This is a genomic window from Burkholderia alba (assembly GCF_034721475.1).
In the GTDB taxonomy this organism is placed as follows: Bacteria; Pseudomonadota; Gammaproteobacteria; order Burkholderiales; family Burkholderiaceae; genus Burkholderia; species Burkholderia alba.
The window spans coordinates 69843-95437 of record NZ_JAWJWL010000021.1 but is presented as its reverse complement, the minus strand read 5'-3'; the positions used below and the strand labels follow the sequence as shown (position 1 = coordinate 95437).

25 protein-coding genes, 1 pseudogene and 1 riboswitch are annotated in these 25595 nt (G+C 68.6%); of the genes and pseudogenes, 9 read left to right on the top strand and 17 right to left on the bottom strand.

Translation table 11 applies throughout. The features are described 5' to 3' along the window. Window positions 1-99 precede the first annotated feature (99 nt). Together RZR99_RS23000 and lepB are read right to left on the bottom strand one after the other, a co-directional pair. Window positions 100-948 (bottom strand): dienelactone hydrolase family protein, encoded by an 849-nt coding sequence (locus RZR99_RS23000; protein WP_323122076.1) that lies wholly within the window; start codon window positions 946-948, stop codon window positions 100-102. Window positions 949-1198: 250 nt separating this feature from the next. Further along, entirely contained in the window at window positions 1199-1891 is a 693-nt protein-coding gene (lepB, locus tag RZR99_RS22995; RefSeq protein ID WP_323122075.1) for a signal peptidase I, read from the bottom strand. Between the two features lie 266 nt (window positions 1892-2157). Between lepB and RZR99_RS22990 the strand changes: the two genes are divergently transcribed. Next, window positions 2158-2760, top strand: coding sequence for a GNAT family N-acetyltransferase (locus RZR99_RS22990; protein ID WP_323122074.1), 603 nt, complete (start codon window positions 2158-2160; stop codon window positions 2758-2760). Between the two features lie 93 nt (window positions 2761-2853). Here the strand turns inward: RZR99_RS22990 and RZR99_RS22985 are convergent, their stop codons facing one another. Then, window positions 2854-3321 (bottom strand): hypothetical protein, encoded by a 468-nt coding sequence (locus RZR99_RS22985; RefSeq protein WP_323122073.1) that lies wholly within the window; start codon window positions 3319-3321, stop codon window positions 2854-2856. Window positions 3322-4050: 729 nt separating this feature from the next. Between RZR99_RS22985 and RZR99_RS22980 the strand changes: the two genes are divergently transcribed. Then, complete coding sequence (locus RZR99_RS22980) at window positions 4051-4632, top strand: transglycosylase SLT domain-containing protein (protein WP_407655490.1); 582 nt, start codon at window positions 4051-4053, stop codon at window positions 4630-4632. Window positions 4633-4848: 216 nt separating this feature from the next. On the opposite strand, the pseudogene RZR99_RS22975 reads toward RZR99_RS22980, so the two are convergent. Further along, a pseudogene (locus RZR99_RS22975) lies at window positions 4849-5196 on the bottom strand (GNAT family N-acetyltransferase); the annotation flags it as partial. 3 nt (window positions 5197-5199) lie between these two features. On the opposite strand from RZR99_RS22975, the gene RZR99_RS22970 reads away from it, so the two are divergent. Next, window positions 5200-5334 carry a hypothetical protein gene (locus tag RZR99_RS22970; protein ID WP_323122072.1) on the top strand — a complete coding sequence of 45 codons (135 nt, stop codon included), beginning with the start codon at window positions 5200-5202 and terminating at the stop codon, window positions 5332-5334. Between the two features lie 19 nt (window positions 5335-5353). Here RZR99_RS22970 and map read toward each other — a convergent pair whose 3' ends face one another. Together map and RZR99_RS22960 are read right to left on the bottom strand one after the other, a co-directional pair. Then, the gene (gene map, locus RZR99_RS22965; protein WP_323122118.1) at window positions 5354-6166 is read right to left on the bottom strand and encodes a type I methionyl aminopeptidase; all 813 of its coding nucleotides are present in this window, start codon (window positions 6164-6166) and stop codon (window positions 5354-5356) included. Beyond that, window positions 6166-6396 (bottom strand): ParD-like family protein, encoded by a 231-nt coding sequence (locus RZR99_RS22960; RefSeq protein WP_323122071.1) that lies wholly within the window; start codon window positions 6394-6396, stop codon window positions 6166-6168. Before RZR99_RS22960 ends, map begins: the two co-directional genes overlap by 1 nt. 193 nt (window positions 6397-6589) lie before the next feature. Here RZR99_RS22960 and RZR99_RS22955 point away from each other — a divergent pair, with 193 nt between their 5' ends. From RZR99_RS22955 to RZR99_RS22945, 3 genes are all read left to right on the top strand, one after another. Continuing rightward, window positions 6590-7741, top strand: coding sequence for an acyltransferase family protein (locus RZR99_RS22955; protein WP_323122070.1), 1152 nt, complete (start codon window positions 6590-6592; stop codon window positions 7739-7741). Window positions 7742-7991: 250 nt separating this feature from the next. Then, a complete protein-coding gene (locus tag RZR99_RS22950; protein ID WP_323122069.1) occupies window positions 7992-9392 on the top strand; it encodes a hypothetical protein in 1401 nt (466 codons plus the stop codon). Between the two features lie 316 nt (window positions 9393-9708). After that, window positions 9709-9981 carry a hypothetical protein gene (locus RZR99_RS22945; protein WP_323122068.1) on the top strand — a complete coding sequence of 91 codons (273 nt, stop codon included), beginning with the start codon at window positions 9709-9711 and terminating at the stop codon, window positions 9979-9981. A gap of 266 nt (window positions 9982-10247) precedes the next feature. Here RZR99_RS22945 and RZR99_RS22940 read toward each other — a convergent pair whose 3' ends face one another. From RZR99_RS22940 to RZR99_RS22910, 7 genes are all read right to left on the bottom strand, one after another. Next, window positions 10248-11558: a voltage-gated chloride channel family protein gene (locus RZR99_RS22940; protein ID WP_323122067.1), complete on the bottom strand. Its 1311-nt coding sequence runs from the start codon at window positions 11556-11558 to the stop codon at window positions 10248-10250. 80 nt (window positions 11559-11638) lie between these two features. After that, window positions 11639-11705, bottom strand: a riboswitch (Fluoride riboswitch). A gap of 51 nt (window positions 11706-11756) precedes the next feature. Then, window positions 11757-12479, bottom strand: coding sequence for a haloacid dehalogenase type II (locus tag RZR99_RS22935; protein ID WP_323122066.1), 723 nt, complete (start codon window positions 12477-12479; stop codon window positions 11757-11759). Between the two features lie 105 nt (window positions 12480-12584). After that, on the bottom strand, window positions 12585-13454 hold the full coding sequence (locus tag RZR99_RS22930) for an alpha/beta hydrolase (protein ID WP_323122065.1): 870 nt from the start codon (window positions 13452-13454) through the stop codon (window positions 12585-12587). A 21-nt stretch (window positions 13455-13475) separates the two neighbouring features. Then, window positions 13476-14771, bottom strand: coding sequence for an MASE1 domain-containing protein (locus RZR99_RS22925; protein WP_323122064.1), 1296 nt, complete (start codon window positions 14769-14771; stop codon window positions 13476-13478). 467 nt (window positions 14772-15238) lie between these two features. Continuing rightward, window positions 15239-15844, bottom strand: coding sequence for an SCO family protein (locus RZR99_RS22920; protein ID WP_323122063.1), 606 nt, complete (start codon window positions 15842-15844; stop codon window positions 15239-15241). Then, entirely contained in the window at window positions 15837-16301 is a 465-nt protein-coding gene (locus RZR99_RS22915; protein ID WP_323122062.1) for a hypothetical protein, read from the bottom strand. Before RZR99_RS22915 ends, RZR99_RS22920 begins: the two co-directional genes overlap by 8 nt. Further along, window positions 16301-18721: an RICIN domain-containing protein gene (locus RZR99_RS22910; RefSeq protein ID WP_323122061.1), complete on the bottom strand. Its 2421-nt coding sequence runs from the start codon at window positions 18719-18721 to the stop codon at window positions 16301-16303. The genes RZR99_RS22915 and RZR99_RS22910 overlap by 1 nt, the downstream gene beginning before the upstream one ends. A 262-nt stretch (window positions 18722-18983) precedes the next feature. Between RZR99_RS22910 and RZR99_RS22905 the strand changes: the two genes are divergently transcribed. Then, on the top strand, window positions 18984-20276 hold the full coding sequence (locus RZR99_RS22905; protein ID WP_323122060.1) for an HAD family hydrolase: 1293 nt from the start codon (window positions 18984-18986) through the stop codon (window positions 20274-20276). Between the two features lie 183 nt (window positions 20277-20459). On the opposite strand, the gene RZR99_RS22900 is transcribed toward RZR99_RS22905, so the two are convergent. Together RZR99_RS22900 and RZR99_RS22895 are read right to left on the bottom strand one after the other, a co-directional pair. Next, window positions 20460-20648 (bottom strand): CsbD family protein, encoded by a 189-nt coding sequence (locus tag RZR99_RS22900; RefSeq protein ID WP_323122059.1) that lies wholly within the window; start codon window positions 20646-20648, stop codon window positions 20460-20462. A gap of 145 nt (window positions 20649-20793) precedes the next feature. After that, window positions 20794-22329, bottom strand: a complete 1536-nt coding sequence (locus RZR99_RS22895) for a helix-turn-helix transcriptional regulator (RefSeq protein WP_323122058.1) — start codon at window positions 22327-22329, stop codon at window positions 20794-20796. A 231-nt stretch (window positions 22330-22560) separates the two neighbouring features. Here RZR99_RS22895 and RZR99_RS22890 point away from each other — a divergent pair, with 231 nt between their 5' ends. After that, a complete protein-coding gene (locus RZR99_RS22890) occupies window positions 22561-23550 on the top strand; it encodes a hypothetical protein (protein ID WP_323122057.1) in 990 nt (329 codons plus the stop codon). 300 nt (window positions 23551-23850) lie between these two features. Here RZR99_RS22890 and RZR99_RS22885 read toward each other — a convergent pair whose 3' ends face one another. Beyond that, window positions 23851-24222 carry a DUF6697 family protein gene (locus RZR99_RS22885; RefSeq protein ID WP_323122056.1) on the bottom strand — a complete coding sequence of 124 codons (372 nt, stop codon included), beginning with the start codon at window positions 24220-24222 and terminating at the stop codon, window positions 23851-23853. A 161-nt stretch (window positions 24223-24383) separates the two neighbouring features. Beyond that, window positions 24384-24632, bottom strand: a complete 249-nt coding sequence (locus tag RZR99_RS22880; protein WP_323122055.1) for a hypothetical protein — start codon at window positions 24630-24632, stop codon at window positions 24384-24386. A gap of 468 nt (window positions 24633-25100) precedes the next feature. On the opposite strand from RZR99_RS22880, the gene RZR99_RS22875 reads away from it, so the two are divergent. Beyond that, window positions 25101-25547, top strand: coding sequence for a DUF2834 domain-containing protein (locus RZR99_RS22875; RefSeq protein WP_323122054.1), 447 nt, complete (start codon window positions 25101-25103; stop codon window positions 25545-25547). Window positions 25548-25595 lie beyond the last annotated feature (48 nt).

Genomic DNA, 25595 nt, shown 5'->3' with positions numbered 1-25595 from the left:
CGGAAAGGGCGACAGGGATCCTGTCGCCCTTTTTGCGTTCGGGGGCGCGTGCAATACGGTCGGGGCGGCTCGCCCGGCGGCGCTCCCGCGCCCGCCGAGTTACGGTGCCAGCAGAAGCGAAGCGAGGAACGCCAGCACGCGTTGCTGCGCATCGGCACGCGCGGTCTCGTCCGTCCCTTCGATCGGCACGACGCCCGCCTTCGTCGTATATGCGGGCACGTCGTGCACCGGCATGTGCGGCCAATCGAAGTCATGGTAAGCGTTCGGGTAGATGCGCATCGTCGCCTGCGTGCCCGGCGTCAACGTGCCGAGCAGCGTCTCGCAGCGGGCGAACGGGGTCCAGACATCCTTCGCCCCGACCAGCAGCAGCAGCGGCACCGCGCTGGACCACTGCGGGCCCTGCGCGTCGGTATTGCAGCTTGCCGGATAGAAGGCCACCGCCGCGCGGAAATCGCCCGCGGGCAGGGATGCGGGACGCGCGTCACTCGTGGTCCGGATCGTGTTCAATACCGTTCCCCCGCCTTGCGACCAGCCGATCAGGCCGATGCGATCCGGCCGGATCGTGTCCAGCCCTTGCAAATAGCGAAGCGCGCCGTAGGCATCCGACGGCCGCGCGCGATAGATCGCCCGGTCGAAATGCTCGGGCGCGCACATTTCGCCGTGGCGGCGCGGCCCCAGGCTGTCCACCATCAGCACGGTAATCCCCGCATCGTTCAGGCGGCGCGCCCAGTCCCGCTCGCGGGCATAGATCGCGCCGGCGCGATTGAACAGCCCCGAACAACCATGCAGGAACACCGCGGCCGGATGCCGGCCCGGCCCCGGCGCGGGGAACAGATAGCCGTCGAGCCGAGTCGCCGACGGGAGGTCCAGCGAAGGAAAGTGCACGGGTTCCTGCGCATGCGCGAGCACCGTCAGGCAGCACAGGAACGCGACGAATGAACGACGCATGAGGGTTTCTCCATTGGCCGGCCGGGCGCGATGACCGATCGTGCACAGTCTCCATGAGGCGATACTCGCTATCGCAGCCGCGCGAGCGCGGCCGGCGCGACATCGCCGATCCACGCACGAACTGCCTGCCGGGTTCCATTATCCGCCGCGAGGCGAGCCTCCCGCCGCCCGCGTCTTGGGGACTCGACATGTTCAGCCAGGACGCGGAATCGCGCTCGCCTCAGCCGCGGACAGTCTTCCGGCAGCCCCGTCAACGCGCCGCGAGCGGCGCATCCAGGCGGGAGCCGAAACGCGCCAGCCTCGGCAGGTAGAAACGCGCCGGATCGAGCGAGAACGCCACGCGCCGCGCGCGTCCCATCATTTCATCGCGGGGAAAGAAGCCGAAATAGCGGGAATCCGCGCTGTTGTCGCGATTGTCGCCGAGCATCAGGTACTGGCCCGCCGGCACCGTCACCGGCCCGAACGAACTGCGCGGACTCGGCGCGTACACCGACAGGCGCACGGTATGCGCGACGTTGCCGAAGCGTTCGGTCAGATACTCGCCCGGCGAAGCCGCGTCGCCCGCCAGCGGACGCTGCGCGAGCGGCTGATAGTCGGCCCGCGCACCGTTCAGGTACAGCACGTTGTCCCGCATCGCCACGCGATCGCCGGGCACGCCGATCACCCGCTTGACGAGCAGTTCGTGCGCCGCCGCCGAATCGATCGTCACGATGTCGCCGCGCCGCGGGTCGCCCAGGTGCGCGATCGCGACGTGCGTCAGCGGAATGCGCAGGTCATAGGCCATCTTGTCGACCAGGATGCGATCGCCCTCGCGGATCGTCGGCAGCATCGACCCGCTCGGCACGACGTTCCAGTCGGCAATCGCGCTGCGCAATATCGCCATCAGGAACAGGAAGGCGACGAGGTGCTGGTTGTCGTGCCACAATTTCTTGAGCATGCGCATGTCGGGCGGGATTCTCTCGAAAGCTGATCGAAGGTTTCGATGCGTCGCGCCGGACACGGCGCGTCGCCAGGAATCTATCATGATGCGGCGCGGCATGAGTTCCCGCGACGAGAAACAGGCGGGCGCCGGACAACGCGATGGCTCCGTTGCCCGAGCCGGTCGGGCGGCCGATGCGCCGGACGCCGCCGGGATGCCACGGCGACCGATCCGGTATCGGCACACGCCGACATGAAACGTATTGCGCGCGCGACCACGACCGACCATTCATGACCCTGCTCGATACCCCGCCGCGGCGCCTCGCCGACGAGATCCTCGCGCTCGATCTGCTCACCTTGCGCGACCACACCGAGCGCGCGGGCGATCGGATCGATCCCGTTGCGCATCGCCGGCGCCTCGACGCTTCCATCGAATCCGGCGCCGCGTGCGTGGTGCGCCGCAACGGCGGGCTCGCCGCCTATGCGCTCTTGCGTCGCGAATCGGCTGCCCGCTGGTTCGTCACCGGCCTGAGCACGCATCCGGCGCACCGGACGATCACCGTCGTCGGCGAGTTGCTGGCGCAGCTCGCGGCGCTCGCCGCCCGAATGGGAATCGAGGATCTCGTCAGCCATGTCTACAAGACCAACCGGCTATCGATGGCTTTCCACCGGAAACTGGGCTTCCGCATCACGCGCGAGAACGACAAGGGGGTCGAGTTCCAGGCGTCGGTCGCGACGCTGGCCGGACACCCCGCCGTCCGACGCGTCGTCGACAAGCATCGGGACGCCGCCCGCCGATCGATCGGTGATCCGCACCCGTCCCGCCCGGACACGCCCGCCTTCACGCCGCCCGGGACACTGTTGCGCGGCATCCCGCCCATGCCCGATCGATAGCGGGCAGCCGGAATCGCCGCGCAACGAACATCGGCATGGCGCGGCAACGGGCGAACGGCGTCCGCGTCGACCGCCGCCGAAGCCCGCCCGGACTCACTGCACGTAGATCGACGGCGTGATGGTCACGATGCCGCCCGTCACCGCGTAGTGCGCATGCGGATTCCCCGTCAAGCCGAACGTCGCGCCCGACGTGGCGTTATTCCATCCGACCGACATATCGAGCGCGTAGGCATCGATCGGATCCAGCGACGTCATGTAGATGCGCGCGAGCATGACCTGCGACGTCTGCGGGATCAGCGTGAGCCCGGTGATGCGCATGTCGCGCAAGTTATCGCACGCATCGCTGCCCGAGCGCGTGATCTTGTCGAACACGATCTGGTCGGCCTGGGTGATGCCGGAGAAGGTGTACGTGCATCGTCCGGCGCTACCCGGCGTCGTGACGAGGCTGCCGGTTCCCACCACCGGGATGTTGGCGGGGATGATGGTCTGGGCGTGAGACGAAGCGGCACAACCGAGCGCGGCGACGGCCGCCGCGATAGCGGCGATACGGGACAGGAACATTTTCCCCTCCTGTGAATAGGATCCGATCGGTCCATTCGAATCATCCGACCGATTGCTGCCGATGCTACGAGTGGAATCGCACCGCTACTGTTCGCCATCCCACTCACTGAAACGAATCGGCCCGCTCGAATTCGTGCGATGTCCATCACGCATTCGAGTGCCGAATCCATTGCGAATTTTTCAAACGGGGCATGCCGTCCGTGCCTCGGATCTCGGCGATTTCGTATTCGCGCGAGCAATACGTTCTCTCATGGAAAGCCGCCGAGCGGCGGCGGCTCGACGATTCGCCGGAATCAATCGATACGCCGTCATCGGCGCGATCGAATGCCTCCCCGCCATCGATCTCGAAACCCAAGCCTTCGCCGCTTCTCGAATGGATTCAGCGAAACGCAACAACACGGCAAATCCGAAGCGCGCCGCCGATCGAATGAAAACGGCGCAATCGGCGCCGCCATTGCATTGCCCCGCTTCATCGCGATTGAATGGGCATTCGACTTGATTGCCGCCGGTTCGCGGAATCGCCGCGTCAAACGCGATATATTTTCTTCCGCTTCGCAGTGCGCACCCGCGCATCGGTCCAGTGCCCGGTTCGTGTTCCGACGATCCGGTCGCCGCCATCGGCCGTTGAGCGAAATAATTTTGAAAGAATATCGCGAACCGTGCCGTGCCCGGCATCGCCGGCCGACCGGCTATACTCCGCTTGTCCCCGTAGCCCAGAACCCTACCCTTATGAGGCGGTTATTTTTCCTGCTGTGTGTGTCGTTGAATCTCGCGCAGCCCGCGCTGGCGCAGCAAGACCCCTCCCCGCCGCCTGCGCAGTTGCCGTCGCCGCCGCCCGATGACGGCCGGCTGCCTGCCTACCTGAGCAGAAAGTTCGGACTGGCGAAGGAAAAGGCGCTGCAGATCTCGAACGCCGTGGACCTCGCGGCGGCCAAGTATTCGCTGCCGCCGGCGATGCTGCTCGCGATCATCTCGATCGAATCCCGCTTCAAGGAAAAGGCCCGGGGCTCGCGCGGCGCGACCGGCCTGATGCAGGTGGTCCCTTCTGCGCATCGCAACCTGCTCAGGAATACCAAGGATCTGACCGAGCCGGGCACCAATATCGATACCGGCTCCGCGATCCTGTACGGCTATCTGAAGTCGGCGGGCGGCGACGTGAACGCCGCGCTGAAGAAATACGGCGGCTCGCAGGCCTATGCTGAAAGAATCCAGAAACGGACCGGCGAATTCACCCAGGTGGTCGCCCCGCCCGTCCCGCTGCAAGCCGATGCCCCCGCCGCCAGCGCGCCGAGCGCGAACCCCGCGAACTGATCCCGCGCTTCGGCATCGCCATGCCGTGCCGATCCGGCGGCCGCGCCGCGCGCGGCCGCTCCTCGGCATTTCAATCGCTATCCGAAACGAATCCCCCCGGCACCCGCATCGCGTGCCGCTCCCGCCGGCGCGGCGCAGCACCAGAACCTCCCGGCCCCTGTACGTCGCCTCGCCGTCGCGCCGATAGGCGAACGTGTCCGCCACTTTCAGCGAAGCGGCATTCGTGCCGGAGATGATGCAGACGGTTTCCCTGCCCGGCCAGCGCCGGTCCGCCCACGCCAGCGCCGCCTGGACGGCCTCCGTCGCATAGCCCTTGCGCTGCGCCGCCCGGCAAAGCATCCAGCCGATTTCGGGGGCGTCGTCGAACCACGGCGCGATGCCGCGCCGCAAATGCACGAATCCGACTTCGCCGACAAACTCCCCGCTGCGCTTCTCCCGGACGACCCAGTGCCCGCAGCCCAGCAGCGCCCAGTGCCCGAGCCCCTTGAGCAGCCGCCCCCAGGTTTCCTCCACCGACAACGGCGTCCCGGTGACGTGGCGCATCACCTCGGGATCCGACCACATCGCATGGATATCGTCGTAGTCGTCGACACGAGGCGGACGCAGGGTGAGGCGTTCGGTATCGAGATGCGCGGGCTGTGGGGACATGGTTCGGGAGAGGGCGAAGTCAAGGAAACGGCGGCCGACGTGCGGGGCGGATGAACGACGATGACGCTCGCTATCACCCGACCGCGGCGGCATCGCGCGGCGCGGCCTCGGTGCCGTCGTCCGGCCACGGCGTGAGGATTTCGTGCCCGTCGTCCGTCACCGCGACCATGTGCTCCCACTGCGCGGACAGCGAACGATCCTTCGTCACCACGGTCCAGCCGTCGGCCAGTTCGCGGGTGTCGGGACGCCCCGCGTTCAGCATCGGCTCGATCGTGAAGATCATCCCCGGCGCGAGCGTCAGCCCGGTGCCGGGACGCCCGTAATGGAGCACCTGCGGCTCGTCGTGATAGATCCGGCCGATCCCGTGCCCGCAGTACTCGCGCACGACGCTGAAGCCCTCGCGGCGCGCCACGCTCTGGATCGCGTGACCGACATCCCCCAGCGTCGCGCCGGGCCGCACCTGCGCGATGCCCGCCGTCATCGCGTCGTGCGTCGCGCGCATCAGGCGCTCCGCCAGTTCGCCGGGCCTGCCGACGCGATACATGCGGCTCGTGTCGCCATACCAGCCGTCCTTGATGACCGCGATGTCGATGTTGAGGATGTCGCCGTCCTCGAGGCGGCGGTTCGACGGAATGCCGTGGCAGACCACATGGTTGACCGACGCGCAGATCGTTTTCGGATAGCCGTGATAGCCGACGTTGGCCGGAATCGCCTGCTGCACGTCCACGATGTAGTCGTGGCACAGCCGGTCCAGTTCGTCCGTCGTGACGCCCGCGCGGACATGCGCGCCGATCATCCGCAGCACGTCGGCGGCCAGTCCGCCCGCGCGGCGGGCGAGCGCGATTTCCGCCTGCGTGCGGATGGCGACCTTGCGTTTGGCCACCATCACGCGACCCGCGCCATGCCGCGGCGGGACCCGTCGTCCCCCGCCGGGTCGGCCATCTCCGCCTGGATCAGCAGATGGCAAATCTCGGTGTAGCTGAGGGTGGGGTGCAATTCGGCCATCATGCCGATGCGCAGCCAGTGCTCCGCCTGCGCGTTGATCGAGCGGCTCAGCGCGCCGCTGGCATGGCGCAGCGACGCATGCATCTGCTCGGAAATCTTGACGATGCCCATAATCGATCCTTATACGATTCATATACAAATCGTATATTAACAAAAGCGGCGCGCGCACTGCCGCGCGGCGTCAATTTTTCGATTTTATTTCGATATTTTTTCATGGAACCTGATCGCCGCATGCGCGCACGCCATCCCGCGACGCGGTACGCCAATGCGGGCCATCTCTATCGCGACAGACGGGAATCGAACGATGGAACATCGGGTGCAGGAGCTTACGGGGTTGCGCGCCGTCGCGGTCACGATGGTCGTCGCGGGTCATGCCGAGCACACGCTCGCCGGGGGCTACACGCATGGCTTGGCGGTGCTGCGCCTCTTCTCAGACGGCCGACTCGGCGTGCTGGTCTTTTTCGTGCTGAGCGGCTTCCTGATCACCCGTCTGCTGCATGCCGAACTGCAGCGCAGCGGCCGGTTGCGGCTCGCGCGGTTCTACGTCCGCCGGGCGCTGCGGATCTGGCCGGCGTTCTATGCGTACATCGCGACCGTGGCGCTGCTGTCGGTCGCCGGCTGGATCGACGTCGATCGCCATCAGCTCCTTTATGCCGGTCTGCATCTGTGGAATTACTCGGCGCTGCTCGGCCTGTCCGCCGACAACGCGCTGCATCCCGACGGCGCGTGGTATCTCGGCCATTTCTGGACGCTCGCGCTCGAGGAGCAGTTCTACTGGCTGTGGCCGCTGCTGCTGGTCCGGCTGTGGCGCCGCGGCAGCCAGCGCGCGCTGGTCGCGCTGATCCTGCTCGTGCCGCTGATCCGCGCCGCCACCTATTTCGCCGCGCCGTCGCTGCGCGGCCAGCTGGGCATGATGTTCCATACCGGCATCGACCCGATCCTGATCGGCTGCTTCGTCGCGCTCAACCTCGACCGATTGAGCGGCTGGATCCGCGCGTGGCCCGACGCGTCGCCGCGGCCCACCGTCATCGTGCTGGTGCTGCTGTTCGCGATGCCGGCGGCGGCGGCCAGGCTCGGCGGCTTCTGGACCGCCACCTACGGCACCACGATCGAGTCCGCGCTGGTCGGCCTGCTGATCGCCGTGCTGTGCTGCCGGCCCGGCTTCTGGTTCGCGCGGCTCCTGCGGACGCGGCTGTTCGGGTTCGTCGGCACGATCTCGTTCAGCCTGTATCTGTGGCAGCAGCTGTTCGCGCATCCGGGCCTGCCGATTCCGCACGCGTTTCCGCTCGGCGTGCTGGAGGCGCTGGCCGCGGCGACCGTCAGCTACTACTGCATCGAAGCGCCGTTCCTGCGTCTCAAGGATCGTCTGGCGAAGCGGCCGATGCGCGCGCCGCTGGGCGGCCGGGAGCCGGCGGTCGCGGTCGCCGACGGAATCGTGCCGAAGATCGCGGAATAGCAGCCGCCCGGCGGCGCCTGCGCGCGCCCGGGCAACATTCATGCCGCGTCGCGCGAGCCGGCGCCGGCGCCAACGCCCCGCCTTGCTCCGCATCAAACAACCGAAAGTGAATCGTGGGCGAAACCTAAAGTTCTCCGCCAGCCTGCCGTAAGAATCCCCAAACGCACCACGACAAGCGCCAGCCAGGCGCGCTGCCGGAACACGTCCGCGACCCGTCGCGCACGCATGCTTTCCAACCCGAGGAGACCTCATGAGAGTCGCCAGGATGTTCGGCTTCACCGCTTTATCCCTGCTCACCCTCGCCGCCGCCCCTGCCTGGTCGGCCGCCGGGACGCTCACCGCCCAGTCGCACGTGATCGATTCACCGTCCTCCGATCTCGGCGCGGTGGCCGAACGGCTCAGGGCCGCGCAGGCCCAGGCCCGCACGATTCCCAAGCCCGCCCTGACGCTGTCGGCCCGCGACGTGCAGCAGGCCCAGCTCCGCTCGGCCCGCGCCGCGCGCCAGACCAGCTTCAGCGCGGCCGCCGTCGCGCCGCCCGTGGCCGGCTGCTACGACATCGACCTGAACGCCGCGTACAACGCGCCCACGGCGCCCGCGGGCCAGCTGGACTGCTTCGAGTTCGTCGCGCCGGACGTCACCAAGCTCGTCGCCTACGTGGTGAACCTGCCGGCCGGCGAGGAGCACGATGCGCTGCTCGTGCAGGTCAACGCCGACGGTTCGCTGACCACGCTCGACAGCCAGGTGGACACCGCAACGAACAAGGTCGTCGAGGCGATTCCCGGCGGCCCGGTGCGCGTACTGCTGCTGGTGCAGGCCAAGCAGGGCGCCGGCGGCTCGACCTTCCAGTTTCAGGTACTCGGCACCACCGGCTACGACAGCTACGAGCCGAACGATTCGCCCCGTCATGCGACCAAGCTGAGCGGCGGCCAATCGATCAACGCGAACCTGGATTCGGTCAACGACGTCGACTACTACGCGCTGCAGACGCCGGCGGCGCAAACCGCCACCGCGATCACCTTCGCCGGCACCGGCACGCAGACCGCCGCGCTCGAAACCCAGCCGGGCACCTGGGCCACGCTCGCGTCCAATACCCGCTACACGGTCAACAGCTCCGCGGGCGCGACGCTGATGCTGCGCGTGTCGAACACCGGGACCACCGCGCCGGCGGCCCAGCCCTACACGCTGCGCGCGGTCGACGGCAAGAGCACCGCGGGCATCAACCTGGTCCGGGACAACGAGAACATCACCAATCTCGTGAAAGGCAAGCTCAACTCGGCGCGCACGATCACGATCGGCGTCGCGGCGTGGGACACGACGGGCAACATCCCGCTGCCGCCGGGCGAGCATGTGACGATCCAGGCCTACGATCGCGATCTCAACAACAACAAGGTCCTGCTCGCTCAGGCGAGCGGCTATACGGGTCCGTCGGGCAGCTTCGTCGCGGACTTGAATATCGGCGAATGCAAGAGCGGCGGGATCGCCGGGCCGCAGACGTTCTCGACGCTGTCCGTGCCGTCCGACTGGTGGTCGATCACCTGGAACCCGAATGCGTTCGTGGTGGCGTACACCGACAGCACCGAGATCCGCGACACGTCGTCGATCATCTACTTCTATCACATCTGCGCCGAGACCTACCTGGGCCGGCACTGAAGCACCGCGCGGGCGCCGGAAGCGGGGCGGACGCCCTCGGCCGGCGCCCCGCGCACGAACGGCCGGCGTCTCCGCGACGCCGTTCGAAGGGCGCGCGGACACGATGCGCCACCGCCCGCGCCGCCCGCCTTCCGCCGCGGCGCATCGGCCCCTTCGGGGCCGCTTTTCCCCGATGTCACGTTACATGTTCCGTAACACCGGCCGCCGGCCTGCCCGATCTCGACGGCGCCATCGGCCTCGCGGCGCGCTGCCTCGTGCATTTCCAGTTGGCACCCTTATTGCTGCTGTTCAGGAAAGACAGGCTCAGGGAGGCCACATGGACAGCGTCGAGCACGTGCTGCAGCCAGCACTCGTCAACGATCTCGACATCATCGACGGCGCACGCCTGATCACGGAGCGGGCCGCCGGATCGATTGCATGCGCGCGCAACGTTCTCGGCATCCGGAACCCGCCGCTGACGCTGTACGGCGCGTATCGGCAAGGCGTCGAGGATTATTTCGCGCGCCGGCCCAACCCGTATCGGGCCGGCAGCCGCTTCGCGGCGATCTGGCGGGAAGGACATAACGAAGCGTCGACTCACGACGCATGACGCGGGCGGGCCGCTGCCGATCGGGGTCGCCTCCGACATGACACGCCAGACGACCGGCCCGGCCCGGCCGGGCGGCGGCGCCGTCGGCCCGGAGGGCCGGACATTCGCGTTCCCGGTGTCCACGTTCATCGCATGGCGCGCGTTGCGGGCAACGGCGCAATCCGACGGACCACGCCGCGCGCACTGACGCGGCATCGCACGCACAGGCGAGTCGAATCGAAGAACGCGGCGCGCCACGCCATCGCGCTCCCCGCACCGACCAACCCTCAAACGCCGCGCGACTCCCCCGCCCCATCGCGACGCACATGCAACGCCGCCTCCAGTTCCGACGCGCGCACGCCTTCGGGCAGCGCGCGGTGCTTGCCGTGGCCGGTCCGCTGCGCGCGATAGATGCCCGCGTGCCCCGAGAACAGGTACGCGACGACACAGGCCAGCGCCGCGTAGATGCCGATCGGCGCGCCGAACAGCTCGATCGCCATGAGGGTCGACGCGATCGGCGTATTCGCCGCGCCCGCGAACACCGCGACGAAACCGAGCCCGGCGAGCACCGGCATCGGCAGCGCCAGCACATGACTCAGCGCATTCCCCAGCGTCGCGCCGATGTAGAACAGCGGCGTCACCTCGCCGCCCTTGAATCCCGATGCCAGCGTCGCCACCGTGAACGCGAACTTGCCCGCGAAATCGTAGACCGGCAGCGGTCCGCGAAACGCGGCCTCGATGGTCGGAATGCCGAGGCCGAGGTACTGCGGCACGTTCAGCGCGGCCGCCGCCGCCGCGACCACCGCGCCGCCGACGAACGGCCGCAACGGCACATACGCGATCCGATGCCTGACGAACGCGCCGAGCCGGTGCGTCGATTCCGCGAACAGCATGCCGACCACGCCGAACGCCATGCCCGCCAGCACCGCCGACCCGAAGCCGGCCGGCGTCAGCGCCGGCACCGACGGAATCAGGTAGACGGTATGGCGGATGCCCCACAGCCGGCACACCTGGTCCGCGACGATCGACGACGCCACGCACGCCAGCAGCGCGTCGTAGCGCAGCCGCCCGATCGCCAGCACCTCGAGACCGAACACCGCGCCCGCGAGCGGCGTGCCGAACACCGACGCGAAGCCGGCGGCGATCCCGCTCATCAGCAGGACGCGGCGCGCGTCCCGGTCCAGCCGGCACAGCACGGTCAGCCGATCCGCGAGCGCGCCGCCCATCTGGACCGCCGTGCCTTCGCGCCCGGCCGACCCGCCGAACAGATGCGTGACGACGGTCGCCGCCAGCACCAGCGGCGCCATCCGCTTCGGCACGATCCGGCGCGGATCGTGAATCTCGTCGATCAGCAGATTGTTGCCGCCCTCGACGGCACGGCCGACCCGGTGATACACCCACCCGGTCGCGAACCCCGCGACGGGCAGGCACGCGAGCAGCCACGGATGCGCGACGCGCGTGCCGGTCGCGACGTCGAGCGCGAACAGGAAGCCGGCGGACGCCGATCCCGCCAGCACGCCGAGCACGCCCGACAGGACAAGCCAGCGGCAGAGATGCGGCAGCATCGCGACCGGTTCGATCGATTGAAGGTTTTTCATGAGAAGCAGATTTGACGGAACATCAAACCCGGGCGGCAGAACGCCACCATTTCAGACGGCCTACGACCTCCTGCACCCAGGAACGCGTAGGCATCATCAGCCGGCTGGCCGGCGGTTGTTTGGAGGTATGCCATCTTCAGTAGCGTCGAATTGTACGCGATTCCGGGCCGCGCGCGGCAAACGCCGCGCCGCCCGCGCTCACGCGCCGAAGCGCTCCGCCAGGTCGATGAAATCGGCCGCCACCACGTCCCAGTCCTGCTCCGCGTGCAGATCGGTGGTCTGCGCCGGGCCGTGCTCGCGCGGCCGCGCGACGAACGCGGTGCGGTAGCCGCACGCGCGCGCGGCGGCCAGATCGTAGTTGTGCGCGGCCACCAAGCAGATTTCGTCGGGACGCAGCGCCAGCATGTCGGCCGTGCGCAGATAGACTTCGGGCGCGGGCTTGTAGGCCTGCGCAACCTCCGCGCCCAGGATCGCATCCCACGGCAGGCCCGCATGCTTCGCGACGTCGATCATCAGGATCACGTTGCCGTTCGACAACGGCGCGATGATGTGATGCGCCTTCAGGCGCGTCAGCCCCCGCACCGCGTCGGGCCACGGATCGAGCCGATGCCATGCGAGATTCAGATCGGCGAGCGCCGCCTCGGGCACCGCGGCCCGGTCGATGCCGAACTCGGGCAGGATCGCGTCGAGATTCTCCCGGTGCAGCACGTCGAGCCGGACAAACGCACGCTGGCCGCTGCGCACCGCCTTCATCGCCGGCACATAGCGCAGCCGCCAGGCATCCGCGAACACGACCGGATCGGCGTCCGCGGCGCCGTATTTCGCGAGGAACGCGCCGGCGTCGCGGATCACGCCGGAACGCCAGTCCACCACCGTGCCGAACACATCGAAAACCAGTGCCTTGACGCCTGCTGATTGCATCGCGCGCTCCCGAGTGCCATCGCCTGTTCATGCGAGCCGGCCGGCACTGCGCGGGTGCGGCGTCGATGCGCCGCTCCGCGCGTGCGGGGCTCGCGCCGCCGTCGATTATCCGGTATCGCGGGCCGCTCCGCTGGCGGCCGCGCCGGGCGGGGCGGCCGAGTCGGCGGGATGCCGTCCCATCCGGCGCGCCAGCGCGGGGCTCACCGCGTGGGCGGGATCGAAACCGAAGAATGCGAGCACCTGCCGCGCCACGTCGTCCCGATCGTTGTCCGCGCAGATCATGTGATAGCTGTTTTCCAGCACGACGCTACGCGCATCCGGCAGCGCGGCCTGCAGGAATGCCGCCGAGCGCAGGCTCGTCAGTTCGTCCTCGCGCGCGTGCATGATCAGCGTCGGGCAGGACGTTGCCGGCGCGGCGGCGCGCACCCAGTCGCGCATCCGGTCGACCTCGCGGACGCACGCGAGCGGCACCCACGGGTAGTGGAACGCGTCCTGGCGCTCGAACTTCTTCTTCACGATCGCCCGGATCAGCGGGTTCTTGATGCCGAACGGCTCGCCCTCTTCCACGCGAATCCGCTCCGGGACACCCGGCACGTGATACAGCAGATGGCGCAGCGCGCGATACCACGGCGTCGACCAGCCGTCGATGAACACCGGGGTCGCGAGCAGTGCGAGCCGGCCGCGCGCATGCTGCACGCGATGGCACAGCAGCAGCGCGACGAGCGCGCCCATGCACATGCCCGCGACGTGCAGCGTGTCGTATTCGGCTTCGAGCGCCCGGTACTGCTCGGTGACGGCGTCGAGCCACGCCTCCGCGCGCACGCCGGCCAGATCCTCCGGACGCGTGCCGTGGCCCGGCAGCGTCATCATGTGCGCGTCGCCGCCCGCTCGCCGCATGGCCTTGTGCAGCGAGCCGAGGTCGTATTGCGTGCCGCCGAGTCCGTGGATCAGCAGAACGCCTGTGCGGCCGGTCATGGTAGTCGCGCGCTCCGCCGGTTAAATCCGGACGTCCGCATACTGGCGCTCGATCTGCCAGACGCCCGCGACCACCGTCACGTCGACGTTCGAATCCAGCAGCGGCGCACCGTGGTCGGTGACCACCTGCGTGATGCCGCCCGGCAGCAGGATGCGCAGCGACACGCCGGGACGGTCCTCGCCCGCCGCTTCCGCGCGCCAGTAGTTGCGCAGGGTGTCCCGGTCGTCGGGATGAATCCGTTCGAGCACGAGCGGCACGCTCGCGAGCTGCCCGGGAGCGGCGCCGACACCGAACGCGCGCTGCACGTCCCCGCTCCACTCGATCCGGCCCGACTCGGGATCGAGCACGTAGGCAACCTGGCGGGCGCTCGCGAGCGCCAGTTCCACGTTGTTCTGCACGATCGCCGCCTGTTCGTGCACGCGCTCGCGCGTGGTCTTGAGCGTGCTGACCGTCAACACCAGCAGCGACGCGACGGCCAGGTACAGCTGCGCTTCGAGCAGCGAGCGGCCGTGATGCTCGTCGAGCAGCGCGAACGGGCCTTCGCGCTGCGCGGTCTGCAGGATCACGATCAGCGCGAGCACGAGCACCGACGACGAACCGCTGCGCCCGCCCAGCAGCACGGTCACGACCACGGTCAGGAACAGCGGAATGTAGGTGATCGCGTAGCCCACGCCGGCGCCGAATTTCTCCGCGCTGTCGCCGTCGAAGATCACGATCGCACCGGCCGCGAGCAGCACGAACATCACGATGCCGAGCACCACGTCGAAGCGCTCGTGGTCACCCGACCGGTGCGCGCGAAAGCGCGACCAGGACGCGAGCACCGGCGTGATCAGCAGCACGCCGACAAAATCGGATGCGGCCCACACGAAGCCCACATCCCAGAACGACGCGCCCTTGACGATCGCATACCAACCCGCGCCGCCGATCGCGCCGAGCACGCCCGCGATCAGCGCGGCCACGATCACCGAGCGCAGGAAGTACAGCCCTTCGAGCGAGAAGCGCGTGCGGCGCACGAGCCAGACCGCGAGCGCGGCCGCGCCGACCTCGTCGATCGTGAACAGCAGCGCGTTGAACAGATTGCCGCCTTCGATGCCGGCCAGCACCAGCTGCGCCGCGAGGAACGCGCCGGCGAGCCGCGGCCATTCCCGCACGGGAAGCAGCATGAACGCGCCCACCGTGACGCCGGCGGGCAGCCAGATATAGCCGGTCAGCCGGACCGGCCCGTTGAACTGGTGCGAAATGTAGCCGCTCGCGAGGTACAGCGCCGCCCACAGCAGCGCGGCCACGAGCCCTGGCCTGGAGCGTGAGGTTTCCATCGAGATTTCCTACCTGGGTACTGACGTATTCGCAAGAATGGCCGCGCGGCGAGCGCCCTTTCCGGGAGCGTCCCGGACTGAAACGGCCGGCCGGGGAACACCCGACACCGGCCGCGTATCCGTTCCGGCCGGACCCTGCCGCCGGCGCGCGCGGCCATCGAATGATATTCGTTTATGAGACAAGCCGTTCGACACTCGTCGCCGGACATGCCGCGCCGTGCGGATGCGCGGTGCGTACCTGGCATGCAGGAACCCGGAACGCGACGATGCGCGAGCGCACCGGCCGATGCGGGTTCGCGAGTCGATTCAGGGGAAGTGCGGCGATTTGCCGGAGTAGCGATTTGCCGGCAGGGCGGCCGATTGACGGCGAAGTCGCGGCGCGGGCTGCCGGGCGGATGCCGCCCGGCCCGTGCCGTCCGCCGGACCGCGCGCCACAGGAGCAGACGGGTTATCCGCCCGCGTCGTGCTCAGGCCTGGCGCAGGATCTGCGCGACCGATTCCGCCGACGGCAGCGCATAGGTCCGCCAGATCAACGCACCGTGCCGGTCGATCACCTGCACTTGCGTGCTGTGGTTGTCGAGCCCCGTCACGCCGCCGCCGAACAGCGCCTGCAGCGCATCGACGTCCTTCAGTTCCGGCGCCGCAGCCACCCACCCCGGCCGGGCGTCGAAACGCGCAAGCCACGCGCGCATCCGCTGCGGCGTGTCTTCCAGCGGACTGATGCTGAGCGACAGCAGTTGCACGCCCGGCTTCTCGTGCGCGCCGAGCAGCGCCTGGACGCGCTGGAACACCGCCCCCTGGATCGGACAGGTCGACGAACAGCCGGTGAAAAACAGCTGCAACGCGGTCACCCGCCCGTTCAGCAGCGTTCGCAGCCGGGTCGAGCGCCCGTTCGCCAGCAGGACCGGCAGGTCGGGAACCGGTACCGGCGGCGCGATGCGGCCGCCGTGATAGCCGACCGGTGCCGGCGGCGCGGCCACGCACCGAACCGCCCCGAGCGAAGCCGCCGCCGCGCCCAGCGCGGCCGCCAGCAGCGCGCGACGGCGCGGCGCGAAGACGTCCGGTTCATCCATGCGATGCCCCGTCGAGAAATTGCCAGAGCGCGCCGCAATCCCGATCGCTGATCCGGTAGCGCGGCATTTCGACGTTGATCAGCACATACGCGGGATCGAGCCCGGTGCGCAGCAGCGCACAGAACGACGCGCGATCGTACTGGCTCGGCGGGCCGCCGCGACGGCTCTGCAATTCACCGAGCCACGATGCGTTCAAGCGCGGCGCGATCGAATTCGCGACGCGCGCGTCCTGCCCCGCCGCATGGCAGTTCGCGCAGCGCACCACGCCGGCGGGCAGGTCGGACGGATGCGTCGACAATCGGCCCCGCAGCGGCGCGGCGCCGGTGAACAGCGCCCGCCCGAGCGCCGTATCGTCGGCGTGCGCGCCCGCCGGCAGCCAGCCGAGCAGCACGGCGAGCGCGAGGACGAGGCGCCCCCCGAACGCTCGCCGCCGGGATCGAGTCGCCCGCGAGCGCATCACTGGATCTGGATCGACGCGGACACGCTCGGCACGCCTTGCGCATTCAGCGCGAACAGCATGTAGTAGCCGGGCAGCACGACGCCGGGATCGGACGGGATCGCCAGCTGATACGACGCGCCGCCCGACGACGTCATCGCGAGCGGAATCCGGCGCTGGTCGTTGTTGGTCGTGTGCGTGACCGACGCAAGCCGCATCAGCACGAACGACGCGACGGGCGACTGGGTCGACACGCCGATCGACGCGCCGCGGCTCGCCGTCGCCGGCGCGGACTGGATCACCGGCCGTGCCGCCGCCGTGCCGTCCGCGTTGAGCAGGTACGGCGGCGTCAGGATTTCCGCGTTCAGGTGATTCTGCGCGCATCCCTGGCCGCACTGCCCGCCGCCGCCCGCGAACACGCGGCCGTCCGGCAGCAGGATCGCGGTGCTGTGATAGGTGCGCGGCGTCTGCATCGGCTTCAGCAGGTTGAAGCGCTGCGTGGCCGGATCCCAGATTTCCGGCACCATGATCGCGCTCGTATCGGTGAACGGCATCGGCACGCTCTGGCCGCCGATGATCACGATGCTGCCGTTCGGCAGGATCACGCTGTTCGCGAACGCGCGCTGGTAGGTCATCCCGTTGAGCCGCTGCACCGACACCGGCTGGTTCGGACCGCGAGAGATGTCGATCAGGTACACGGCGTTCGACGCATAGGTCGACGCGCTGCCGTTCTGCTGATACGACTTCGCGCCGCCCACCTTCAGGATCTTGCCGATGTCGAACAGCGACGCGGTGCCGTTGATGCTGAACGGGTCCGCGCCGCGGTTGCCCGCCGACTGGATCGAGCCGTTGCCGCTCGTCGAGATCCAGTTCATCTGCGAACTCGGGCCCGCGTGGAAGACCGTGCCGCCGGCTTGCGCGAACAGCCAGAGATGGTTGTCGCCGCGATAGATGCCCTGCGGATCGGGGCCGACGATGTTGGCCTCGGGCACGCCGGACAGCACCGTCCAGCGGCCGCCGCTCGACCAGATTTCCGCGCTCTTGCCGCCCTGGCCGCCGCTCCACGATCCGCCGAGCGTCAGCACCGATCCGTTCGACAGCAGCGTGTCGCCCTGATAGCCGCGCGCGATGTTCATCGTCGCGGCCGCGCTCCACGTATTGGTCGCCCAGTCGTACAGCGTCGTCTTCGGGCTGCTGTCGCCGCCGTTGACCAGGACCTTGCCGTCCGCGAGCATCGCGGTTCCGGGGCAGAACATGTCCGAGCCGGCCGAGGTCTCCAGATACTGCGTCGCCTTGCCGGTCGCCGGATCGAACAGCGCGGTCTGGGTCTGGGTCACCTTGTTGCCGACGTCGTTCTGGAAGCTGAACTGCTGGTCGGCCGACCACATCACGAGCTTGCCGTTCGGTACGTTGGCGACACCGATCGGGTTGACCGGCAGCGGCATGACCGGGCTCCACGCGGACGGCAGCGTGACGGGGAACGATGCGGGCAGACTCAGCGCGAACTGGTCGTTGGTCGTGTTCGCGCCCTGGCACGGATACTGGATCAGCGGCGCGCCGTCCGAGCGCGAGCCGCCGCTCACGTTCAGGCACATGCCGCTCGCCACCGACACGAGCCGGTAGTTCGATCCCGCCGAGACGAGGGTCCATTGATCGTTGGTCTGCGCGTCGCCCTGGCAGCCGTACTGAATCACCGGCGTCCCGCTCGCGCCCGCGCCGCCCGATACGTTCAGGCACTGCCCGGTGCTCTGCGACACGACGTGATAGCCGCTGCCGGCAGGCAGCAGCGACCAGCCGGTGCTGCCCTGATTCGAGCACGCGCCCTGCACGATCGCCGCGCCGGATGCCGACGAGCCGCCGCTGATCGTCACGCAGCGTCCGCTGTTGACGGACGAGATGGGCGTGAACGCCGTGAGCGGCAGGTACAGGTTGAACTGATCGTTGAGCGTGCCCGCGCCCTGGCAGGGATACTGGATCAACGCGGCGCCCGCGCTCTGCGAACCGCCCGCGACGTTGACGCACATGCCGCTCGATACCGACATGATCCGGTAGCTGGAACCGGCCGCGACGATCGTCCACTGGTCGTTGGTGACCGCGTTCGACTGGCACCCGTACTGAATCAGCTGCGTGCCGCTCGTGCGCGAGCTGCCCGGCACGTTCAGGCACAGGCCGCTGCCCTGCAGCACGATGTGATAGTTGCTGCCCACCGGGACGAACGACCACGTCGTATTGCCCAGGCCGGAACATGGCGTCTGGACGACGCTCGCGCCCGACGACGTCGCGTTGCCGGCGATCGACGCGCACTGGCCGCTGGCCGCGGAAACCACGTCCGTATACGATGCGGCGCCGGCCGCGAACGCGCCCGACGACATCAACATGGCGGCCAGCCACACGCATAGCCCCGCCCCCACCCGTCTCCAGGCGTCCCGATACACTCGCATGAACCCACCCCGTTGCTGATTTATTTGTTACCGGCCGTTTTATACGGGGAGTCGCGAAAACGCTCGGTGCGGTGGATCACCGAATACCCGGGACGGCGAGCACGCGCCTGTCCGTCGCTTTTTGGCAGACCCATGTCCGATTCCGCACATCGCGGGTGTTTTTGCGCGGAGATGCTGATCCGGCCATCCGATGTCCCTCTCGCGCGCCGCCCGCTCGGCCGCCGTCCCGATCCGCTCGATGTATTCGTCAGGAGAACCCGGAATGAACATGAAACGCCGACATTTCGTCCACGCGTTCGCCGGCACGTCGGCCGCCGCGCTTACGCTCGCCTGGTCGCCCGCGCGGGCCGCGGCGCCCGCGAGCGCCGAGGTGCTGTCGCTCGCGCCGGGCCGCTGGGCGCCGCACAATCGCGCGCGGCTGGAGGCGGTGCTCGCCGCGCACGGTCTGCGCAGCCCGTCGTACCGCGACGATCGCAAGCCGTACGCGGTATTCGACTGGGACAACACCTGCATCATGAACGACTGCGAGGAGGCGTTGATGATGTACCAGATCGACGGCCTGCGTTACCGGCTGACGCCCGACCAGTTCGCGGCGATCCTGCGGCAGGGCGTGCCGGACGGACCGTTCAGCACCGAGCTGGGCTACGCGACCGTCGACGGCAAGCCCGTCCGGCTCGCCGACATCGCGGCCGACGTCGAGCACGATTACCGCTGGCTGTACGCGAACTACCAGGGGCTCGGCGGCAGCCGGCCGCTGGCCGAGATCCAGCGCAGCGAGGCGTTCAAGGATTTCCGCGCGAAGCTCTACTTCATGTACGACGCGATCTGCGACACCTATCCGGTCGAGATCGGCTACAAGTGGATCATGTACTGGTATGCGAACATGAGCCCGCGCGAACTGGCGGCGATGGCGTACGAGAGCAACACGCTCAATCTCGGCGACGCGCTGCGCAAGGTGACTTACGAAAGCTCGCGCGAGCAGCCCGGCCGGGCGGGCGTCGTCGCGGCCACGCATTTCCACGGCATCCGGATTCACGAAGAAATCCGCGCGCTGATGGATACGCTGCGCTCGAACGGCATCGACGTCTACGTGAGCACCGCGTCGCTCGACGACGTCGTGCGGGTGTTCGCCGGCCATCCCGCATTCGGCTACGGCGTGCCGGAAGCGAACGTGATCGGCATGCGTCTCGCGATGAAGGACGACGTCTATGTGAACGCGTACGCGCCGGGCTGGCATTTCAACTACGGACCGGGCAAGACCGTCGGCATCCGCAACGTGCTGCAGTCGAAGAAAGGCTACGGGCCGCTGCTGGTGTTCGGCGACAGCGACGGCGACGCTTGGATGCTGCGCGATTTCGACGACACGGCGGTGGGCGTGATCGTCAACCGGATGAAGAAGGGTGAAATCGGGCTCGACAGCCAGCGGGCCGCCGCGCAGATCGGCACGTCCGACGCGCGGCTGGTACTGCAGGGACGTAACGAAAACACCGGCCTGATGGTGTCGGACGAGCGCTCGCTGAAGTACGGCAAGACGGAGCCGAAGCTGCTGGCGTAGCGTTCGCGGGCGGCGGATGCGGCGTGCGCGAGAAAACGCGGCGCAAGGCGGTCTCCGTCTCCCCGCCGCGCGCCGCGCGACCGCTCGAATGGCCGGCGCGGCCGTCTGGCGGAGGTCAGGGTTCCGCTGCGAAGCGAGACGCACCGCGCGCCGCCGCGATCGCCGGGCGCCGCGCTCCGGCGGTTACTTCGAATCGGCGGTGTGCCGGCGGATCGCGTCCGCGGTCTCGCCCGCCTTTTCCTGCACCTTGCCGGCCGCCTTCTCCGCGAGGCCTTCCGCCTCGGTCTTGCGATCGCCCGTCACCTTGCCGAGCGCTTCCTTGACCGAACCCTTCACCTGCTTGATCTTGCCGTCGATACGATTCTTGTCCATGACCGACTCCTTCGAGAGATTCATCGGAACCGGCACGATATCGCGCCGGGGTAGAAGCATCGTCTCAAAGCGCCGCTCGGCCCGACAGGTGCAGATGCGCGTGCCCGGCTAGTGCATCCGCACCGCCCCGACGCCGCCGCGGCGGTCAGCGGCGGCCGTTCTTCGGCGCGCGCGCGCCGGCGGGATCGACCGCGCCGGCAATCCCGCGCTCGCGCGCCCACACGATCGCCTCGCTGCGACTGTGCACGTCGAGCTTGGTGTAGATGGTGGCGACGTGATTGCGCACCGTGTTCGGCGCGAGCCCCAGACGGCTCGCGATTTCCTTGTCGGCCAGACCGTGGCACAGCAGGTCGAACACGTCGCGTTCGCGCGACGTCAGGTCGGCGAGCTGCGCGCCCGCGTCGGGCGCATTCGCGCGGCGCACGTTCGCCAGCTTCTCGATCAGCGTGCGGCTGAACCACGACGCATCCTGCATCGCGGTTTCGATCGCATGCACCAGCTCCATCTCGGTGCGCTTTCGATCGCTGATGTCGAGCAGCGCGATCAGGATGCAGTCCTGACCATGGATCGCCACCGTGTCGGCCGACACCACGCAGTCGCACAGCTCGCCGCCCTGGGTGCGGATCCGCACATCGCCGTTGCGCACGCCGCCCGCCCGTTCGAGCAGCGCGGCGATCCGCCGCTGCGCGCCGTCCTCGCCCCACAGCCCCAGCTCGTCGGCGGATTTGCCGAGCGCCGCCTCGTGCGCGTGCCCCGTCATCGCGACGAACGCATCGTTGACGTCCAGCAGTTCGAAGCGTCCGGCCGTGAGAATCGCCATCGCCACCGGCGCCATGCGGAACGCCTTCGCGAAACGCTCCTCGCTTTGCCGCAGCGCATGCTCCGCCCGCTTGCGCGGCTCGAGATCCATGAACGTGAACAGCATGCACGCTTCGTCGCCGATATCGATCGGCTGCCCGGCGACCACCACCGCCTTGGTGCCGCCGCCCGGCAGCTTCAGCAGCGCCTCCATCTGCGGAATCGTCATGCCGTCGCCGAGCCGCTGGATCGCCAGATCGCGGTCGTCCGCGTGTTCGAGCACGTCCAGCTCGTAGACGGAGCGACCGAGCACGTCGTCGCGCCCGTAGCCCGTCATGTCGAGAAAGCCCTGGTTGACCTTGATGTAGCGGTAATCGGCAAGCCGGCAAATGGCGGCCGGCGCGGGATTCGCGTTGAAGGTGCGCTCGAAGCGCTGCTCGGCGCTCGCCCATTCGGTTGCGTCGTGCAGCACGAGCGCCAGGCAGTCCGGCTCGCCCGCGTGGTTCGTCAGCACCAGGCTGCGGATCCGGTGGACCCATAGCGTGTCCGAGTCGGCGGCCGGCGCGACCTCGACCGTGACATCGCTGAATTCCTCGCCCGCCACCACCCGGTCGAGCGGGTAATGACCGTGCTGCACCGGGTGATTGTTCCGGTAGCGCAGGCGAAAGCGCTCGCGGTATTCGGTGACGTTCGCGCCCAGTCCGGCGACGTCGGATACGCCGTGCATCGACAGCGCGGCCTCGTTCGCCCAGACGATGCGCTGATCGGGCTCGACCAGGATCACGCCTTCCGTCAGGCCGGTGATGATCTGCTGCAGCTGGCGCCGGTCGGTATGCGACTTGAGCGTCTGGTCGTCGGGTACGTCGTGTGCGGGATCGGTCATCGGCTCGTTTCCATCATGCTGCGCCAGCATCGGACGCACCGGCACACGGTGCCATCTTCGCGGCGCTAAGCGCCGCGCGACAGGCGCGAATGCACTACCCGTGGTGGTGCATTCGCATCGAGACGCGCCGGTCCGCGGCTTTCTACACTGCGCTGGCATCGTCAACGGAAGCGCGGCCGCACCGGCGGTTCGCGCGATCGATGTGACGCAACGATCCAAGGGAAAAACAACATGGTGACGTATTCAAGCACATCGGCCGCGATCCCGCTTCCGCGATCCGCGCCGCTTTCGTGGGGCGCGATAGCCGCGGGCTGCTTCGCGTCGTTCATCGTCGGCCTGCTGCTGAGCCTGATCGGCACGGCGCTCGGCGCATCGACGGTCGATCCGTGGCGGCCGGGCAATCCGCTCGCGGACAGCGGCACGGGGATCGGCCTGTGGCTCGGCGCGACCGCGCTGCTGTCCGTCGCCGCCGGCGCATTCGTCGCCGGCTTCACGGCGCCGCGCTTCGGCGCGCTGCACGGCATGCTGGCCTGGTCGGTCACGGCCGCCGCCAGCGTGTGGCTGTTCGCGTCGGCCGCGACGGGCGTGGCGGGCATGGGTCTCAACGCGATCGGCGGCGGCCTGTCGCTCGCGGGCCGCGGCGTCGCCGCCGCGGCGCCGGGCCTCGCATCCGGCGTGCAGGCGCAATTGGGCAAGGCGGGCGTCAGCCTCGACTGGGATACCTTGCAGCAGCAGCTCGACCAGTTGCTGCGCGACACCGGCACACGCGACTTGCAGCCGTCGGCGTTGCGCGCCGAGGGCCGGCAGCTGGCGAGCGGCGCGGCGGCGGCGGCCAGCGATGCGGCCGCCGCGCCGCAACAGGCGGATACCGCGTTGAGCGGCTGGTTCGCGCAGGTCCGCGCGAAGTCGAGCGCGACGCTCGACGCAGCCGACAAGGATGCGCTCGCGAATCTCGTCGCCGCCCGCACCGGCCGTTCGCATGACGAAGCGGTCAAACTCGTCGACCAGTACGCGCAGACCTACCAGCAGGCGCTCGCGAAATATCAGGCCGTGCGCGGGCAGGCGGAACAGGTCGCGCGCGCGGCGGCGGACCGGGCCGCTGCCGGTATCGCCAAGGCCGCGTGGGCGTCGGTGGCGCTACTCGTGCTCGGCACGCTGTTTGCGGCGCTCGGCGGCACGCTGGGACGCCGGGCGGGGCTGCGCACGCCGCTGGACGCCTGAGATCGGGTGGACGATGGCGGAAGGTTCGGCGCGGCGGGTTGAAAACGCTTCGGCGCAGCCGCCGGGGAAAGCGGCCCTTTTCTCTTGAAGTGCGTATCGAATCCGGCATCGATCGTCTCCAAGGCCTCTGCGGGCACCCACGGCCCCGGAGGGCATTGGAGCCGGCACCCGAACGTCGGGCGCCGGCCGGGCGGCTCGGGATGCCGGCCATCACGCCTGCCCCACGCCCGATACGTGCCGCCTCCCCTCTTCTCTATCCCGGCGGGGGATGCCTGTCGGCCATCGATGCGCGATCCCGTGCTAGCGGCGGATCATCTTGATGACGCGTGACACCTGTCCCGCCGTGAAGCTGCACTTCTGGATATAGGGTGCGCAATCCAGCGGGATGGTCAGCGATTCGCCGACGGCGAACTGGCCGACGTAGCGGAACAGATCGGCTTCCATCTTGATGAAGACGGGGATCTCTCCGGCCTGCCTGGCGAGCGTCTTGCCCGCCGCGCGCGCCGAGGCCGCGCCGTTGCAGATGATCACGTCAGGCGCTTGCGGGTTGAGATCGGGCCGCAGGCACGCCGCGACGACCTTGCCGTTCTTCGTCGGAAGAAAGGCCTGCTTGCTGCCGCCGCAGACGGCGTGGATGTACTCGCGGGTATAGTTTTTGTCGATTTCGAACATGATGGACCTCGGTGGAATGCATCGCACAACATTGAAAAATTAAGCATGGCTGAATATGCAATGTCGACGCGGCCGGCAGGAATGCGGCTCCCGGCCGCGTCGACAAACCCTCGAGCCGGCAAACCGCCGTGGCCTCGGCATCGACCGCCGGCCGGACCCGATCAGCGCCGGTCGCGCAATGCGCCCAATGCGCGCAGCACCGCATTGCCCTCGTTCGTGATCGCGAATCGGTACTCCCCGCTTTCCGATTCGATCAGCTCGGCCAATCCCGCGCTGTGAAGCGCGACGACGTCAGGCGTCCTCATTCTCGATTCGATCGGCGCGTAACGCAGCAGGACGAGCGCCGCCATCTCATGCGCGCTCAGGCACCGAGCCTCTTCTGAGAGGCGGCCGTATTCGATCGTTTTCATCACAGTTCCTTTCCCGGACGGGACGCGCGCGTGTCGCCCGGCGACCATCGGCGCAGGCGGGCACACGCACGCGTCACAGGTTCACGCTTGCGCGTCACGGCCGTCCCGGACAGGGGCGAACCCATGCCGGGGCGGCGCTAATCGAGGTGCACGGAGAAAATGACTGCGGCGCGCACCGTCTGCCCGTGGGCAGGACGGCGGCTGAGAAACGAAGAGCGGGCGTCCTGCCGGTCAGGCAGCGAGAGCATTCGGCGGTCGGCGACATCGGCGCTTCATGGCGGCAATGAAAAATTGAAGTTGAGAATATTGTAGAGATCCCGATCGCGGCGACAAGTAAAAAGGTGGTAAAGATCGAGCCGCCTCTTCATTCCCGCCCGCGAGGATTCCCGGGGCGCGCGCTCCCCGTTTCCCGCAAACCCGTCTCGATGATTTAGCATGGGCGGCCCCCGACCTCGCCCCCTCGCCGCCATGCCCATCTCGCGAAAAATGCTGTGCGCCGCCTACGGCCTGATCGCGCTGCTCGCACTGATCGGCACCTGGGGCAACACCCTGCTTGACCTGCCGCCCGGCTTCCTGCGGAGCGGCCCGAGATTCCTGCTCGACACGATGGCCACGCCCGCCAGCCGCTCGATCACCGTCGACATCGGCTTGCTCGCCGTCGCGCTGTTCCTCTGGCTGTTGCTCGAAGCGCGACGTCTCGCGCTACGCGGCGCGTGGCGCTATATCGCGCTCAGCATCGTGGTGGCGATCAGCGCGGCGTTTCCGCTGTGTCTGATTCACCGGGAATATGGATTGGCCGCAAGGAACGGGGCGGCACCCGAAACAAGCAATCTGCGCGCCGGCGATCTGGCGGGACTGCTGCTGATCGCGCTGCTCGTGATCGGATACGGAGTCGCCGCGCTGCGCGGCGCATAGCGGGCCCGGCGCGGCCCGGCGGGGAACGCCGTCCGGCGGCGCATTCCG

Bases quoted from the DNA above. Each gene is read 5' to 3' on its own strand.
- RZR99_RS23000 (WP_323122076.1), bottom strand. From the start codon at position 948: ATGCGTCGTTCATTCGTCGCGTTCCTGTGCTGCCTGACGGTGCTCGCG.
- lepB (WP_323122075.1), bottom strand. From the start codon at position 1,891: ATGCGCATGCTCAAGAAATTGTGGCACGACAACCAGCACCTCGTCGCC.
- RZR99_RS22990 (WP_323122074.1), top strand. From the start codon at position 2,158: ATGACCCTGCTCGATACCCCGCCGCGGCGCCTCGCCGACGAGATCCTC.
- RZR99_RS22985 (WP_323122073.1), bottom strand. From the start codon at position 3,321: ATGTTCCTGTCCCGTATCGCCGCTATCGCGGCGGCCGTCGCCGCGCTC.
- RZR99_RS22980 (WP_407655490.1), top strand. From the start codon at position 4,051: ATGAGGCGGTTATTTTTCCTGCTGTGTGTGTCGTTGAATCTCGCGCAG.
- RZR99_RS22970 (WP_323122072.1), top strand. From the start codon at position 5,200: ATGGATATCGTCGTAGTCGTCGACACGAGGCGGACGCAGGGTGAGGCG.
- map (WP_323122118.1), bottom strand. From the start codon at position 6,166: ATGGTGGCCAAACGCAAGGTCGCCATCCGCACGCAGGCGGAAATCGCG.
- RZR99_RS22960 (WP_323122071.1), bottom strand. From the start codon at position 6,396: ATGGGCATCGTCAAGATTTCCGAGCAGATGCATGCGTCGCTGCGCCAT.
- RZR99_RS22955 (WP_323122070.1), top strand. From the start codon at position 6,590: ATGGAACATCGGGTGCAGGAGCTTACGGGGTTGCGCGCCGTCGCGGTC.
- RZR99_RS22950 (WP_323122069.1), top strand. From the start codon at position 7,992: ATGAGAGTCGCCAGGATGTTCGGCTTCACCGCTTTATCCCTGCTCACC.
- RZR99_RS22945 (WP_323122068.1), top strand. From the start codon at position 9,709: ATGGACAGCGTCGAGCACGTGCTGCAGCCAGCACTCGTCAACGATCTC.
- RZR99_RS22940 (WP_323122067.1), bottom strand. From the start codon at position 11,558: ATGAAAAACCTTCAATCGATCGAACCGGTCGCGATGCTGCCGCATCTC.
- RZR99_RS22935 (WP_323122066.1), bottom strand. From the start codon at position 12,479: ATGCAATCAGCAGGCGTCAAGGCACTGGTTTTCGATGTGTTCGGCACG.
- RZR99_RS22930 (WP_323122065.1), bottom strand. From the start codon at position 13,454: ATGACCGGCCGCACAGGCGTTCTGCTGATCCACGGACTCGGCGGCACG.
- RZR99_RS22925 (WP_323122064.1), bottom strand. From the start codon at position 14,771: ATGGAAACCTCACGCTCCAGGCCAGGGCTCGTGGCCGCGCTGCTGTGG.
- RZR99_RS22920 (WP_323122063.1), bottom strand. From the start codon at position 15,844: ATGGATGAACCGGACGTCTTCGCGCCGCGCCGTCGCGCGCTGCTGGCG.
- RZR99_RS22915 (WP_323122062.1), bottom strand. From the start codon at position 16,301: ATGCGCTCGCGGGCGACTCGATCCCGGCGGCGAGCGTTCGGGGGGCGC.
- RZR99_RS22910 (WP_323122061.1), bottom strand. From the start codon at position 18,721: ATGCGAGTGTATCGGGACGCCTGGAGACGGGTGGGGGCGGGGCTATGC.
- RZR99_RS22905 (WP_323122060.1), top strand. From the start codon at position 18,984: ATGAACATGAAACGCCGACATTTCGTCCACGCGTTCGCCGGCACGTCG.
- RZR99_RS22900 (WP_323122059.1), bottom strand. From the start codon at position 20,648: ATGGACAAGAATCGTATCGACGGCAAGATCAAGCAGGTGAAGGGTTCG.
- RZR99_RS22895 (WP_323122058.1), bottom strand. From the start codon at position 22,329: ATGACCGATCCCGCACACGACGTACCCGACGACCAGACGCTCAAGTCG.
- RZR99_RS22890 (WP_323122057.1), top strand. From the start codon at position 22,561: ATGGTGACGTATTCAAGCACATCGGCCGCGATCCCGCTTCCGCGATCC.
- RZR99_RS22885 (WP_323122056.1), bottom strand. From the start codon at position 24,222: ATGTTCGAAATCGACAAAAACTATACCCGCGAGTACATCCACGCCGTC.
- RZR99_RS22880 (WP_323122055.1), bottom strand. From the start codon at position 24,632: ATGAAAACGATCGAATACGGCCGCCTCTCAGAAGAGGCTCGGTGCCTG.
- RZR99_RS22875 (WP_323122054.1), top strand. From the start codon at position 25,101: ATGCCCATCTCGCGAAAAATGCTGTGCGCCGCCTACGGCCTGATCGCG.